We start from the raw sequence: 13,547 nt of genomic DNA on the forward strand, positions 1-13,547 counted from the left end.
ACAACATGCTGACGCTGGCGCTTTCCAAGGGCCGCATCTTTGATGAAACCATGCCGCTGCTCAAAGCCGCAGGCATTGAGGTGCTCGAAGATCCAGAAAAATCTCGCAAGCTCATCTTGCCCACCAACCACGCCAATGTGCGCGTGGTGTTGGTGCGTGCGTCTGACGTGCCCACGTATGTGCAATACGGCGGTGCTGATTTGGGCGTAACGGGTCTCGACACATTGATTGAGCACGGTACGGATGGACTCTATCAACCGCTCGATTTGCAAATCGCCAAATGCCGCATGAGCGTGGCGGTGCGTTCTGATTTCGACTACGCCGCCATGGTCAAACAAGGCGCGCGCTTGAAAGTCGCGACCAAGTACACCACCATCGCGCGTGACTTCTTCGCCACCAAAGGCGTGCACGTCGATTTGGTCAAGCTCTATGGCTCCATGGAATTGGCCCCGCTCACCGGCTTAGCCGATGCCATCGTCGACTTGGTGTCCACCGGCAACACACTCAAAGCCAACCACTTGGTAGAAGTCGAACGCATCATGGACATCAGCTCGCGCTTGGTGGTCAACCAAGCGGCGCTCAAGATGAAGCAGGCCGACATTCGCCGCATCATTGATGCGTTTTCTGCCGCGCTTGCCAAATAAACCTTTCACCACACTCGTACACAAGATGGCCAAACCGCTTCGTCTCTCGACCACCAGCCCTACCTTTGAAGCTGATTTCAAAGCGCGTCTGCATTGGTCTGCCGATACCGATGCGGCCATCGAGCAACGCGTGGCCGACATCTTGGCCGACGTGCAAAAGCGTGGCGATGCCGCCGTGTTGGAGTACACAGAGCGCTTTGACGGTCTGAAGGTCGACAGCATGGCCGCGTTGGAGTTGACGCAAACCGAACTCAAAGCCGCCTTCGATGGTTTGCCCGCCGAACAACGCGACGCCTTGCAAGCCGCTGCCGCACGCGTGCGCAGCTATCACGAGGCTCAAAAGAAAGCCAGCGGCGAAAGCTGGACTTACCGCGATGCCGATGGCACATTACTGGGCCAAAAAGTCACGCCCCTCGACCGCGTGGGTATTTATGTGCCCGGTGGCAAAGCCGCTTATCCATCCAGCGTGTTGATGAACGCCATTCCTGCGCACGTCGCGGGTGTGCAAGACATCATCATGGTGGTGCCTACGCCCAAGGGCGAAAAGAACCCACTCGTCTTAGCTGCTGCCTATGTGGCCGGCGTGAGCCGCGCCTTCACCATTGGTGGCGCACAAGCGGTGGCTGCCTTGGCCTACGGCACAGCCACTGTGCCAGCGGTGGATAAAATCACCGGCCCCGGCAATGCCTATGTGGCCGCTGCCAAGCGCCGCGTGTTTGGCGCGGTGGGCATCGACATGATTGCTGGCCCCAGCGAAATTTTGGTGTTGGCCGATGGCTCCACGCCCGCCGATTGGGTGGCCATGGATTTGTTCAGCCAAGCCGAGCATGACGAATTGGCGCAAAGCGTGTTGCTCTGCCCCGATGTCGCGTACATCGACCGCGTGCAAGCCGAGATCGAACGCTTGCTGCCGCAAATGCCGCGCAAAGACATCATCGAAAAATCTCTCAATGGCCGTGGTGTGCTCATCCACACCCGCAGCATGGAAGAAGCCTGCGCCATCAGCAACCGCATTGCGCCCGAACACTTAGAAGTGTCGAGCAACGAGCCACACAAGTGGGAGCCATTGCTCAAGCACGCAGGTGCGATCTTTTTGGGTGCGTTCACCAGCGAAAGCTTGGGCGACTACTGTGCGGGCCCCAACCATGTGTTGCCCACCAGCGGCACGGCGCGTTTCAGCTCGCCCTTGGGCGTTTACGACTTTCAAAAGCGCAGCAGCTTGATTGAGGTCAGCGAGCAGGGCGCACAAACGCTGGGCAAGATTGCCGCCGTGTTGGCCTATGGCGAAGGCTTGCAAGCCCACGCCATGGCGGCTGAGTTCCGTTTGAAGAAAGACTGACATGACGAACGCCCTGCGTTTCATTCGCCCCGACGTCCAAGCCATGCACGCCTATGCCGTGCAGCACTCGGTGGGCATGGTCAAGCTCGACGCGATGGAAAACCCGTTCACCCTCTCGCCCGAATTGCAGGCCCAGCTGGGCGCACGTTTGGGCGCGGTGGAAGTCAATCGCTACCCCGGCGCTCGCATCGATGACTTGAAAAACGCACTGGCGAAATACGTTGATTTGCCCGCCGGCTTAGGCCTGATGTTGGGCAACGGATCTGACGAACTCATTTCTTTGTTGTCGCAAGCTTGCGCCGTCCCCGGCGCTCAAGATCGCGCTAAAGTCGTCGCCCCAGAGCCCGGCTTTGTCATGTACGGCATGAGCGCACAGTTGCAAGGTTTGCAATACATCGGCGTGCCGCTCAAGGCCGACTTTGAGCTGGACGAAGCCGCCATGTCTGCCGCCATCGCGCAGCACGAGCCCGCCATTGTTTACATCGCGTACCCCAACAACCCCACAGCCAATTTGTGGGACGCCGACACCATTCGCCGTCTCATCACGCAGGTCAGCGCTTATGGCGGCTTGGTGGTGATGGACGAGGCGTATCAGCCGTTCTCCAGCAAAAGCTGGTTGGATGAAATTCGCCAACACCCAGCGGCTAACGCCCATGTGCTGCTGATGCGCACGCTGTCAAAGTTTGGTTTGGCCGGCATCCGCTTGGGCTACATGATTGCCCCGCAGGCGCTGATCAACGAGGTCGACAAGCTGCGCCCACCGTACAACGTGAGCGTGCTCAACGCCGAATGCGCTTTGTTTGCGCTGGAGCACACCGATGTGTTCGCCCAGCAAGCTGCCGTCATTCGCACCGAGCGTGAGGCTTTATTCAAAGCCTTGCAGCAATTGGCCGGCGTCACGCCCTACGCCAGCGAAGCCAACATGATGGTGTTACGTTTCAATGGTGAAGCTGATGCCGCCAACCGCGCTTTTGAGGTGCTCAAGGCCCACAAAGTGCTGGTCAAGAACGTTTCTAAAATGCACCCATTGCTTGCCAACTGCTTGCGCTTGACCATCGGCACGCCCGAGGAAAACAAACAACTCTTGGCTGCCCTGCAAGCCGCTCTCTCTTCATCGAAAGTCACCGCATGACCGCTCAATCAGCAGCTCGTATCGCCGAAGTCAGCCGCAACACGGCCGAGACCCAAATCACCGTCAAGATCAACCTCGACGGCACGGGCCAATCCAAGCTCTCTACCGGCATTGGTTTCTTTGACCACATGCTCGACCAAATCGCGCGTCATGGTTTGATTGACCTCGACATCCAAGCCAAGGGCGACCTGCACATCGACGGTCACCACACCGTGGAAGACGTGGGCATCACCTTGGGCCAAGCGTTTGCCAAAGCCGTGGGCGACAAAAAAGGCATTCGTCGTTATGGCCACGCCTATGTGCCACTCGACGAAGCACTCAGCCGCGTGGTGGTGGACTTCTCTGGCCGCCCAGGCTTGGTCATGCACGTGCCGTTCAAGAGCGGCATGATTGGCGAGTTCGACAGCCAATTGGCGTTTGAATTCTTCCAAGGCTTTGTGAACCACGCCTTCGTGACCCTGCACATCGACAACCTGCGCGGCGAAAACGCGCATCACCAAGCTGAGACTGTGTTCAAAGCGTTTGCCCGCGCCTTGCGTGCCGCTTTGGAGTTGGACCCACGCTCTGCCGGCATGATTCCCTCCACCAAGGGAAGCCTGTGACCAACAAAGTCGCAGTCGTTGATTACGGCATGGGCAACCTGCGCTCTGTGGCGCAGGCTGTGATGCATGCTGCTTCAGTGGTGGACCATGCGGAAGTCATCGTCACGTCTGACCCCCAAGTGGTGCGCGACGCGCACCGCGTGGTGTTGCCAGGCCAAGGCGCGATGCCTGACTGCATGCGCGAGTTGCGCGAGTCCGGCATGTTTGACGCGGTGATGGACGCTGCCCATAAAAAGCCATTGTTTGGTGTGTGCGTGGGCATGCAAATGTTGCTCGACCACAGCGCCGAGGGCGACACACCTAGCCTAGGCCTCATCCCCGGCGAAGTGGTGCAGTTTGACTTGGCTGGCCGCACCCAAGCCGATGGCAGCCGTTTCAAAGTGCCGCAAATGGGCTGGAACCAAGTGCAGCCGACACGCCCGCACTTCATGTGGACCGATGTGCCCGACGGCAGCTACTTCTATTTCGTGCACAGTTTCTACGCCCGCCCTGCCAATTCAGAGCACAGCGCGGCCCAAACGGACTACGGCGGCCTTTTTACATGCGCCGTGGCCCGCGACAACATTTTTGCGACACAATTTCACCCCGAGAAGAGCGCGGCGCATGGCTTGGCCCTGTACCGCAACTTTCTGCACTGGAACCCTTGAACTTTTAACGCCATCATGTATTTAATTCCCGCCATCGATCTCAAAGACGGACATTGCGTGCGCCTCAAACAAGGTGACATGGAGCAATCCACCACCTTCGGTGAAGACCCAGCGCAAATGGCGCTCAACTGGGTGGCCAAAGGCGCACGTCGCCTGCACTTGGTGGACTTGAACGGCGCTTTCGCCGGCACACCGCAAAACAAAGCGGCCATCAAAGCCATTTTGAAAGCTGTGGGCCACGACATTCCCGTGCAATTGGGTGGCGGCATTCGCGACCTCGACACGATTGAAAAATACATCGACGCTGGCTTGCGCTACGTCATCATCGGCACAGCCGCCGTCAAGAACCCCGGCTTCTTGCGCGATGCGTGCAGCGCCTTTGGCGGCCACATCATCGTCGGCCTCGATGCCAAAGACGGCAAAGTGGCTACCGACGGTTGGAGCAAGCTCACAGGTCATGACGTGGCTGACCTCGGTAAGAAGTTTGAAGATTACGGCGTCGAGTCCATCATCTACACCGACATCGGTCGCGATGGCATGCTGACGGGCATCAACATCGACGCCACCGTCAAACTGGCACAAGCCGTGTCTATCCCAATCATCGCCTCTGGCGGTTTGTCCAACATGGCCGACATCGAACAGTTGTGCGCCGTGGAAGACGAGGGCGTGGAAGGCGTGATCTGCGGTCGCGCCATTTACAGCGGCGATTTGGACTTTGAAAAAGCCCAAGCCCGCGCTGACGAACTCAATGGCTAATGAGCAATACCAAGGTCAGGCCTGCCAGCGCTTGACCTTGCCTTGCGGCGACACCGTGCTGGTGGCCCTGCAAGGTGCACATGTGTTGTCGTGGTTCAGCCAAGGCCGCGAGCGTTTGTTTTTAAGCCCCGATAACCTGTGGGATGGCAAATCCGCCATCCGTGGCGGCGTGCCGGTGTGCTTCCCCCAGTTCAACCAACGCGGCACATTGCCTAAGCATGGCTTTGCTCGCAACATGAATTGGACAGTGGGTGAGGCAGTGGCCAGCGGCGACGCCGCCCACATCGACTTCACCCTCAGCACCAACCCAGACACACTCGCTATTTGGCAACAAGCCTTTGTGGCCGTGCTGCGCGTGGCGATGGCCCCAGGCCAGCTGACCATCACTCTGATCGTCAACAACACTGAAGCGCAAAATGAATTGCACTTCACCGGCGCACTGCACACCTACTTTGCGGTGGACGACATTGACCTGACCGAGCTGCGTGGCCTAGGCGGCCGCCCCGAGTGGGACTCTGTGGCCGATGTGCATGCCTTGGCCGACGAGGCACTTTACTTTGATGGCGAGTTTGACCGCGTGTACTCATGGGGTGAAAGCGCATCGTCAAACCCACTGCACCTGCAAGACGGCACAAGCACCCTGCAAATTGAACAAAGCCCCTCATGGGCCAACTCAGTGGTGTGGAACCCGGGCGAGGGCAAGTGCGCCGCACTGGCCGACATGCCCGCCCAAGGCTTCGCGCGCATGTTGTGCGTGGAAGCCGCGCAGGTGTTTGACCCCATCTTGATTCCCGCTGGTGGCCAATGGGTTGGCTGGCAGCGTTTGACCGTTTCTTGAAGAACTCTTTGGACCTCTATGCTTGCTAAGCGCATCATTCCTTGCCTCGACGTGACCGGCGGTCGCGTCGTCAAAGGCGTCAACTTTGTCGAGCTGCGCGATGCAGGCGACCCTGTGGAAATCGCAGCACGCTACAACGACCAAGGCGCAGACGAGCTCACCTTCTTGGACATCACCGCCACCAGCGACGCGCGCGATGTGATTCTTCACATCATCGAAGCCGTGGCCAGCCAAGTGTTCATCCCCCTCACTGTGGGCGGCGGTGTGCGCACCGTCGACGACGTGCGTCGCATGCTCAACGCAGGCGCTGACAAAGTGAGCTTTAACTCGGCCGCTATTGCCAACCCACAAGTCATTCGCGATGCCTCAGCCAAATACGGCGCGCAGTGCATCGTGGTGGCCATCGACGCCAAACGCCGCACTGCGGAAGACGAACAACGCGCGGGTACAAACGGTTTGCCTGTCGGCCCCGGTTGGGATGTGTTCAGCCACGGTGGCCGCAAAAACGTGGGCCTAGATGCCGTGGCATGGGCCAAGCAAATGGCCGACTACGGCGCAGGCGAAATTTTGCTTACCAGCATGGACCGCGACGGCACAAAGAGCGGCTTTGACTTATCACTCACCCGCGCTGTGTCCGACATCGTGCCCGTGCCCGTGATTGCATCAGGCGGCGTGGGCAACCTAGACCACTTGGCCGACGGCGTGCAGCAAGGCGGCGCAGATGCTGTGCTGGCCGCGAGCATCTTCCACTACGGCGAATACACCGTGCAGCAGGCGAAAGAGCGGATGCGGGAGCGTGGGATTCCTGTTCGGTTGTGATTTATGGATGCCGATCTTGAACTTAGGCGTGAAGCGTATGTGGCGTTCATGCGTGAATTTGTAGATGAGAGTGATAGGGCGTGTGTCATCCTTGCATCTGCGGAAATTGAACTTCGATTTCAGCAGTTGTTTGAAAAAATATTAGTAACGAACTCAAAAATTAAAAAAGATCTTTTTGATTTTCGTGGCCCTTTAGGTGGCTTTAGTTCCCGTGTAAAGCTAGCTTTTGCGATGGGGCTTATTGATAAAGAATTCTTCGAAGTGCTTGAAGCCTTTAGGGCAATTCGTAATGAGATTGTTCATAAGGGTAGCGGCGCTTCTTTGTCAGACCCCAAATTGATCAAGCTTAGTAATGAAATGCTTAAGCCTTTTAAGAAATCTCCCAAGTTTTCGACATGGATGAACGAACACGATCATTTAAGTAAAACACAAATAGAGTTTAGATATACGTTGTCGTTTGTGATTCTTATGATTGAGTACGCAACGCAAGAAGCAACAAAGATTAAGCTTCGAACGCAGTCGTGTGACCCAGAGAAATATATTCAATAGCCAATGAGACGATCACACAGGGTCAATGTCTTAAGATCACCCCTATGACTTGGCTAGACAACATCAAATGGGACGACAAGGGGCTGGTGCCCGTGATCGCCCAAGAAAAAGACAGCGGCGATGTGCTGATGTTTGCGTGGATGAACCGCGAGGCGCTGCAAAAAACGGCTGAGCTCAAGCGTGCGGTGTATTTCAGCCGCTCACGCAACAAGCTGTGGTTCAAGGGCGAGGAGTCGGGCCATGTGCAAACGGTGCACGACATTCGCATCGACTGCGACAACGACGTGGTGTTGCTCAAGGTGACGCAAGAAGGGCACGAGCCCGGCATTGCCTGCCATACTGGCCGCCATAGCTGCTTCTACCAGCGCCTTGAAGGTGAAGCGTGGCACGCTTGTGAGCCTGTGCTGAAAGACCCCGAATCTATTTACAAGTGAACACCATGAGTTCAAACGATACATTGCAACGTCTGGCCGACGTGATTGAAAGCCGCAAGCCCGCCAACGGTGGCGACCCCGAGAAGAGCTACGTCTCGCGCTTGTTGCACAAAGGCCCAGACGCCTTTTTGAAGAAGATTGGCGAAGAAGCCACCGAAACCGTGATGGCCGCCAAAGATGTGGACCATGGTGGTGACGCTTCTAAGCTGGTGTACGAAGTGGCCGACCTGTGGTTTCACAGCATGATTGCTTTGGCGCACTATGGTTTGAAGCCTTCTGACGTGGTGGACGAGCTGGCGCGCCGCGAAGGCCTGAGCGGCTTGGAAGAAAAAGCTTTACGCAAAGCGCAAGCACGCGAAGCCGCAGGCGAGTGAGGACGGCATGACAGACGACAACTGCATTTTTTGCAAAATCATCGCGGGCAAGATTCCCTCACGCAAGGTGTACGAGGACGACGAAATTTTCGCGTTTCACGACATCAACCCTTGGGCCCCTGTTCACTTTTTGATCATCCCCAAGCAGCACATCGTCTCGGTGGCGCACGCCACGCCTGAGCACGAGGGCTTGCTGGGTCGCATGATGTTGCTGGCGCCTAAGCTGGCTTTCCAAGAAGGCGCAAGACCTTACCCAGAGGGTGGCTTTCGCATCGTGACTAACACAGGCGCTGAGGGTGGCCAAGAAGTCCACCACATGCACTGGCATGTCATGGGTGGTCCACGCCCTTGGCTGCGCGGCTGATTAGAATTGACTGAATTAATTTAGGAGTTCCACATGGGTTCGTTTTCTATTTGGCATTGGCTGATCGTGTTGCTGATCGTCATCATGGTGTTCGGTACCAAGAAGCTCAAAAATTTGGGCTCTGACTTGGGTGGCGCTGTGAAGGGCTTCAAAGACGGCATGAAAGACGGCAGCGCTCCAGCCGAAGACAAGCCAGCAGCGCCTGCTGCCGCTGTGTCTGCAGACAAAAACACCATTGACGTTGAAGTCAAAAACAAGTCTTAATTGCTGTTGATCGTTCGCTTTGTTTGATCTTGATTTTTCCAAAATCGCGGTAGTAAGTGCGGTGGCCCTAGTAGTCATCGGGCCTGAGCGCCTGCCGGGCGTGGCCCGTACCGTGGGGACGTTGATTGGCAAGGCCAAGCGTTACGTCTCGGATGTGAAGGCTGAGGTCAACCGCACGATGGAGCTCGACGAGCTCAAGAAGATGAAAGAGACGATGGAGACCGCTGCACGCGATGTGGAGCACTCGGTCCACACCGCCGCCAGCGACTTTGAAAAAGACTGGGCCGATACCACGGCTGGTTTGACGTCTGACCATTACGAGCCGCTGGCACCCCCGCCACCGACTTATGAAAACCCAGGCAAAAAATGGCGTCTCAAGCGAGGCGCAGTGCCGCATTGGTACAAAGCCCGTCAAGGTGTGCGCACCAAGGCGCTATCTGGCGCAGCCCGCGTGGCGCGTTTTCGCCCTGTGAAGCGTTCTGAACATGTCTGACACCACCCCTAAAGACGAATTGGCTGGCACAGAGCAGCCGTTTGTGCAGCACTTGATCGAGCTGCGCGACCGCTTGGTCAAAGCCGCTATTGCTGTTTTGGTGGCTGGCGCTGCGCTGGCCATTTACCCCGGCCCTGCCGAGTTGTACGACTTGCTGGCCGCGCCTTTGGTGGCGCAGTTGCCAGAAGGTGCGCACTTGATTGCCACTTCTGTGATCTCACCATTTTTGGTGCCGCTCAAGATTTTGCTGATGACCGCATTTTTGGCAGCGTTGCCTGTGGTGCTGTACCAAGTGTGGGCGTTTGTGGCGCCTGGTTTGTATTCGCACGAAAAGAAATTGGTGCTGCCTTTGGTGGTGTCGAGCACTTTGCTGTTCATGGTGGGCGTGGCGTTTTGCTACTTCTTCGTGTTTGGCCAAGTGTTCAAGTTCATTCAGAGCTTTGCGCCAAAAAGCATCACGGCTGCTCCAGATATCGAAGCGTATTTGGGCTTTGTCATCAGCATGTTCATCGCCTTTGGTTTGGCGTTTGAAGTGCCCATCGTGGTGATTGTGTTGGCCCGCATGAATGTGGTGACCATCGAGAAGCTCAAAGATTTTCGCTCGTACTTTATTGTGTTGGCCTTCATCATTGCGGCCATCGTGACACCGCCCGATGTGGTGTCGCAGCTGGCGCTGGCCATTCCGATGTGCGTCTTGTATGAGATTGGCATTTGGGCCGCGCAACTCTTCATCCAACACACGCAAGCGCCTGACGCCGAATAAGCGTCGCGCAAACACACCATGAAACGTCAATGGTTGTTGTTCTCTCAAGTGGTCACCGTGTTGGTGGCCATTTGGTTTGTGGTGGTGACCTTAAAGCCAGAGTGGGTCAATTCTCAACGTAGCCCCACGTTCAACGGCGTCACATTGCTGGAAGCTGCGCCCAACCTCTCTGGTGCACCTATGCCCGGCAGCCTGAGCCCCGCTGCCAAGGTGGCCTCGCCCGCGGTGGTGAGCATTGCCACCACGCAAGCGCAAACTCCCAAACAAGATTTACAAAACGACCCATGGTTTCGCTTCTTTTACGGCGACCGTGAAGACGAAGCACCGCAGCAAGGTTTGGGCAGTGGCGTCATCGTCAGCCCTGAGGGCTACATCCTCACCAATAACCATGTGATTGAAGGCGCAGCTGAAATTCAAGTCACGCTCAGCGACAGCCGCCGCGCCATTGCGCAAGTCATTGGCGCTGACCCCGATACCGACCTCGCCATTTTGCGCATCACCCTTGACCGTTTGCCCGTCATCGCGCTGGGTAACTCAGACACCGCTCAAGTGGGCGATCGTGTGCTGGCCATTGGCAACCCATTTGGCGTAGGCCAAACGGTGACCAGCGGCATCGTGTCCGCCTTGGGTCGCAACCAACTCGGTATCAACACCTTTGAGAACTTCATTCAAACCGATGCTGCCATCAACCCCGGTAATTCGGGCGGTGCGTTGGTGGATGTGAATGGCAACCTGATTGGCATCAACACGGCTATCTATTCGCGCTCGGGCGGCAATATGGGCATTGGCTTTGCCATTCCTGTGTCCACCGCGCGCCAAGTGCTGGAAGGCATCGTGCGCGACGGCCAAGTGGTGCGCGGTTGGGTGGGCATTGAGCCGATGGAGCTCACCGCTGAATTGGCAGAAACATTTGGTTTGAAGCAAACCGAAGGCGTCATTGTCACCGGCGTGTTGCAAAACGGACCAGCTGCGAATGCCGGTTTGCGCCCCGGCGACTTGCTGCTGAAAGTGGCTGGCCAGCCTGTGAAAAACGTGGGCGAGTTGTTGACGCAGATTGCATCCCTCACACCAGGTAAAGCAGCAAAGGTTGAAGTGATGCGCCGCAACCAAACCCTCACGCTAGACGTGACACCCGCTCAGCGCCCCAAACCCAAACTTCAAAAGTAAGGCCGCCACGATGAGCCACACCGTCACACGTCAAGCTTTGCTGAATGCCTGCACTGAGCTGCTGCAGCCTGCCCGTTTCAAAGACTACGGGCCGAATGGCTTGCAGGTGGAAGGCGCAGAAACTATTCGCCACATTGTGTCTGGCGTGACCGCCAGCCGCGCATTGATTGAAGCCGCGATTGACGCGAAAGCCGATGCCATCTTTGTGCATCACGGTTTGTTTTGGCGCGGCCAAGACGGCACAGTGACGGGCTGGATGAAACAACGCTTGCAGTTGCTGCTGGCGCACAACATCAATTTGTTGGCCTACCACTTGCCACTGGACGCGCACCCTGAGTTGGGCAACAACGCGCAGCTGGGCAAGCGTTTGGGTTTGCAAGTGCAGGGCACGTTTGGTGAACAAGATTTAGGGCTGTGGGGCACACGCGCCGACAGCCAAGCGTTTGCCGATGTGAACGCGTTGGCTGCTGTGGTGTCTACAGCCTTGCACCGTGAACCGGTGGTGGTGCAAACGCCTGCGCGTGAAATTCGCAAAGTGGCGTGGTGTACAGGTGGCGCGCAAAGCTACTTTGAAGCAGCCATTGCTGCGGGTGTGGATGCGTTCATCACTGGCGAAATTTCAGAACCGCAAGCTCACTTGGCCCGCGAAACAGGTGTGGCATTTTTGGCCTGCGGCCATCACGCCACTGAGCGTTATGGTGCGCCTGCAACTGCTGCGCACCTAGCCGCACAACTGGGCATCACGCACCAGTTCATTGAGATTGATAACCCCGCATGACCATCAAGCCAATGGTCATCACGCTGGGCGATGCCGCGGGCATTGGCCCAGAGATCATCGTCAAAGCATTTCGTGATGCGCCAGAGCAGCTGAAAGGCTGCGTGGTGGTGGGCGATTTGGCTGTGATGCAACGCGCTGCATTGCTGGTGGCTCAGTGTGAATATCATGCGCCACACATGCAGATTCAGCTGGTGCGCGATTTACACGAAGCAGCGCGAATCAAAGAACCATTCACTATTCCTGTGTTGCAAGTGACGCAGCCTTTGACGACGGACCAGCTTCCTGTATGGGGGCAAATCAGCGCCACTGCTGGCAAGCTGGCGGCTGACTGCGTGGTGTGGGCTGCCAATGCAGCCCTGCGCGGCGAGGTGTCGGCTGTGGTGACTGCGCCTTTGCACAAAGAGGCTTTGTTTGCAGCGGGTGTGCCGTTTCCAGGCCACACCGAAATGCTGCAAGCGTGTGCCGCAGCCCACGCGGGCGTGGCGGTGGACGACATGCCCGTGCGCATGATGTTGGCCAATCCCGAACTCAAAACCGTGTTGGTCAGCATTCATGTGTCGTTGCGCAAGGCCATCGAGGCGGTGACGGTCGACAACATTTTGCAAACCCTGCGCATCACCCATGCGGCCGAGTTGGCGGCTACGGGCCGTGCGCCACACATGGCAGTGGCAGGTTTGAACCCGCACGCAGGCGAGGGCGGCTTGATGGGACGCGAAGAGCTAGACATCATCATCCCAGCCCTGCAGCAAGCACGTGCCGAAGGCATGCAGGTGAGCGGCCCGTTTGCGCCAGATACGGTGTTCATGCGCGCACGCACCAAGAACGGTAAAGCGGGTGAGTTTGATGTGGTGATTGCGATGTACCACGACCAAGGCTTGATTCCTGTGAAGTACCTCGGCGTAGAGCAGGGCGTGAACGTGACGCTGGGTCTGCCGCTGGTGCGTACCAGCCCCGACCACGGCACAGCCTTTGATGTGGCCGGTACAGCCAAGGCTGATCCGTCAAGCCTGTTGGCTGCAGTGGCGATGGCGCGTGCCATGCGCCACCACTAAAGCGGCTTACTTTTTCAGGCTGTCGCGGATGTCGCGCAGCAGCAGGACTTCTTCTTTGACTTCTGCTTCAGCAGGCGTGCCACCTTTGAGTTTGTTGATTTGCTTGATCATCAAGAAAATGATGAAAGCCAAAATCACAAAGTTCACTGCCACGGTGATGAAGTTGCCATAGGCAAACACGGGCACGCCCGCCTTTTTCATGGCGTCCAGCGTCATGGCTGTGCCTTCTGGCGCTTTGCCGAGCACGAGGAAGAAGTTAGAAAAGTCGAGATGGCCGATAAAAGCCGCCACGATGGGCATGATCAGGTCGTTGACAGCGGAATCCACGATTTTTCCGAAAGCTGCGCCGATGATGACGCCCACCGCCAAATCAATCACATTGCCACGTACTGCGAATGCTTTGAACTCTTTCAACATGTCAAATTCCTTGTATATATAAAAAGTACTCTAATTATCACTGCCTTACCTCAGGCTTTCAGTGGAAGCACTTCGAAATGAAAGGTCCTACGTAGCGGTCAGCTACAATAAACGG

At 56.9% G+C, this 13,547-nt stretch carries 19 protein-coding genes; 18 read left to right on the forward strand and 1 reads right to left on the reverse strand.

The window, feature by feature from the left end; genetic code table 11:
• Positions 1-5 precede the first annotated feature (5 nt).
• Genes hisG through pdxA form a run of 18 tightly spaced genes read left to right on the forward strand, consistent with a single transcriptional unit; the run spans position 6 to position 13,015 of the window.
• On the forward strand, positions 6-644 hold the full coding sequence (gene hisG / locus B9Z35_RS00685) for an ATP phosphoribosyltransferase (RefSeq protein WP_104797166.1): 639 nt from the start codon (positions 6-8) through the stop codon (positions 642-644).
• Between the two features lie 25 nt (positions 645-669).
• Positions 670-1,983: a histidinol dehydrogenase gene (hisD, locus tag B9Z35_RS00690; RefSeq protein WP_108282755.1), complete on the forward strand. Its 1,314-nt coding sequence runs from the start codon at positions 670-672 to the stop codon at positions 1,981-1,983.
• Position 1,984: 1 nt separating this feature from the next.
• On the forward strand, positions 1,985-3,115 hold the full coding sequence (hisC, locus tag B9Z35_RS00695; protein ID WP_108281759.1) for a histidinol-phosphate transaminase: 1,131 nt from the start codon (positions 1,985-1,987) through the stop codon (positions 3,113-3,115).
• Positions 3,112-3,717: an imidazoleglycerol-phosphate dehydratase HisB gene (gene hisB / locus B9Z35_RS00700; protein ID WP_108281760.1), complete on the forward strand. Its 606-nt coding sequence runs from the start codon at positions 3,112-3,114 to the stop codon at positions 3,715-3,717. The genes hisC and hisB overlap by 4 nt, the downstream gene beginning before the upstream one ends.
• Positions 3,714-4,364, forward strand: coding sequence for an imidazole glycerol phosphate synthase subunit HisH (gene hisH / locus B9Z35_RS00705; protein ID WP_255416663.1), 651 nt, complete (start codon positions 3,714-3,716; stop codon positions 4,362-4,364). The genes hisB and hisH overlap by 4 nt, the downstream gene beginning before the upstream one ends.
• A gap of 15 nt (positions 4,365-4,379) precedes the next feature.
• Positions 4,380-5,120, forward strand: a complete 741-nt coding sequence (gene hisA / locus B9Z35_RS00710; RefSeq protein WP_108281761.1) for a 1-(5-phosphoribosyl)-5-[(5-phosphoribosylamino)methylideneamino]imidazole-4-carboxamide isomerase — start codon at positions 4,380-4,382, stop codon at positions 5,118-5,120.
• Positions 5,113-5,958 carry a D-hexose-6-phosphate mutarotase gene (locus B9Z35_RS00715; RefSeq protein ID WP_108281762.1) on the forward strand — a complete coding sequence of 282 codons (846 nt, stop codon included), beginning with the start codon at positions 5,113-5,115 and terminating at the stop codon, positions 5,956-5,958. The genes hisA and B9Z35_RS00715 overlap by 8 nt, the downstream gene beginning before the upstream one ends.
• A gap of 18 nt (positions 5,959-5,976) precedes the next feature.
• A complete protein-coding gene (hisF, locus tag B9Z35_RS00720) occupies positions 5,977-6,777 on the forward strand; it encodes an imidazole glycerol phosphate synthase subunit HisF (RefSeq protein ID WP_108281763.1) in 801 nt (266 codons plus the stop codon).
• A gap of 3 nt (positions 6,778-6,780) precedes the next feature.
• Positions 6,781-7,326, forward strand: a complete 546-nt coding sequence (locus B9Z35_RS00725) for an MltR family transcriptional regulator (RefSeq protein ID WP_108281764.1) — start codon at positions 6,781-6,783, stop codon at positions 7,324-7,326.
• Between the two features lie 35 nt (positions 7,327-7,361).
• Entirely contained in the window at positions 7,362-7,760 is a 399-nt protein-coding gene (gene hisI / locus B9Z35_RS00730) for a phosphoribosyl-AMP cyclohydrolase (RefSeq protein WP_199219772.1), read from the forward strand.
• 5 nt (positions 7,761-7,765) lie between these two features.
• Complete coding sequence (locus B9Z35_RS00735) at positions 7,766-8,134, forward strand: phosphoribosyl-ATP diphosphatase (RefSeq protein WP_108282757.1); 369 nt, start codon at positions 7,766-7,768, stop codon at positions 8,132-8,134.
• A 7-nt stretch (positions 8,135-8,141) separates the two neighbouring features.
• Entirely contained in the window at positions 8,142-8,498 is a 357-nt protein-coding gene (locus tag B9Z35_RS00740; RefSeq protein ID WP_108281766.1) for a histidine triad nucleotide-binding protein, read from the forward strand.
• A 33-nt stretch (positions 8,499-8,531) separates the two neighbouring features.
• A complete protein-coding gene (gene tatA / locus B9Z35_RS00745; protein WP_108281767.1) occupies positions 8,532-8,762 on the forward strand; it encodes a Sec-independent protein translocase subunit TatA in 231 nt (76 codons plus the stop codon).
• 19 nt (positions 8,763-8,781) lie between these two features.
• Positions 8,782-9,255 (forward strand): Sec-independent protein translocase protein TatB, encoded by a 474-nt coding sequence (gene tatB / locus B9Z35_RS00750; protein ID WP_108281768.1) that lies wholly within the window; start codon positions 8,782-8,784, stop codon positions 9,253-9,255.
• The gene (gene tatC / locus B9Z35_RS00755) at positions 9,248-10,018 is read left to right on the forward strand and encodes a twin-arginine translocase subunit TatC (RefSeq protein WP_108281769.1); all 771 of its coding nucleotides are present in this window, start codon (positions 9,248-9,250) and stop codon (positions 10,016-10,018) included. Before tatB ends, tatC begins: the two co-directional genes overlap by 8 nt.
• An 18-nt stretch (positions 10,019-10,036) precedes the next feature.
• Positions 10,037-11,185 (forward strand): S1C family serine protease, encoded by a 1,149-nt coding sequence (locus tag B9Z35_RS00760; RefSeq protein ID WP_108281770.1) that lies wholly within the window; start codon positions 10,037-10,039, stop codon positions 11,183-11,185.
• Positions 11,186-11,195: 10 nt separating this feature from the next.
• Positions 11,196-11,963 (forward strand): Nif3-like dinuclear metal center hexameric protein, encoded by a 768-nt coding sequence (locus B9Z35_RS00765; RefSeq protein WP_108281771.1) that lies wholly within the window; start codon positions 11,196-11,198, stop codon positions 11,961-11,963.
• A complete protein-coding gene (pdxA, locus tag B9Z35_RS00770; protein ID WP_108281772.1) occupies positions 11,960-13,015 on the forward strand; it encodes a 4-hydroxythreonine-4-phosphate dehydrogenase PdxA in 1,056 nt (351 codons plus the stop codon). Before B9Z35_RS00765 ends, pdxA begins: the two co-directional genes overlap by 4 nt.
• 6 nt (positions 13,016-13,021) lie before the next feature.
• Here pdxA and mscL read toward each other — a convergent pair whose 3' ends face one another.
• On the reverse strand, positions 13,022-13,432 hold the full coding sequence (gene mscL, locus B9Z35_RS00775; RefSeq protein ID WP_108281773.1) for a large conductance mechanosensitive channel protein MscL: 411 nt from the start codon (positions 13,430-13,432) through the stop codon (positions 13,022-13,024).
• Positions 13,433-13,547: the final 115 nt, after the last annotated feature.

This window comes from Limnohabitans sp. Jir61 (assembly GCF_003063545.1).
Classification (GTDB): domain Bacteria; phylum Pseudomonadota; class Gammaproteobacteria; order Burkholderiales; family Burkholderiaceae_C; genus Limnohabitans.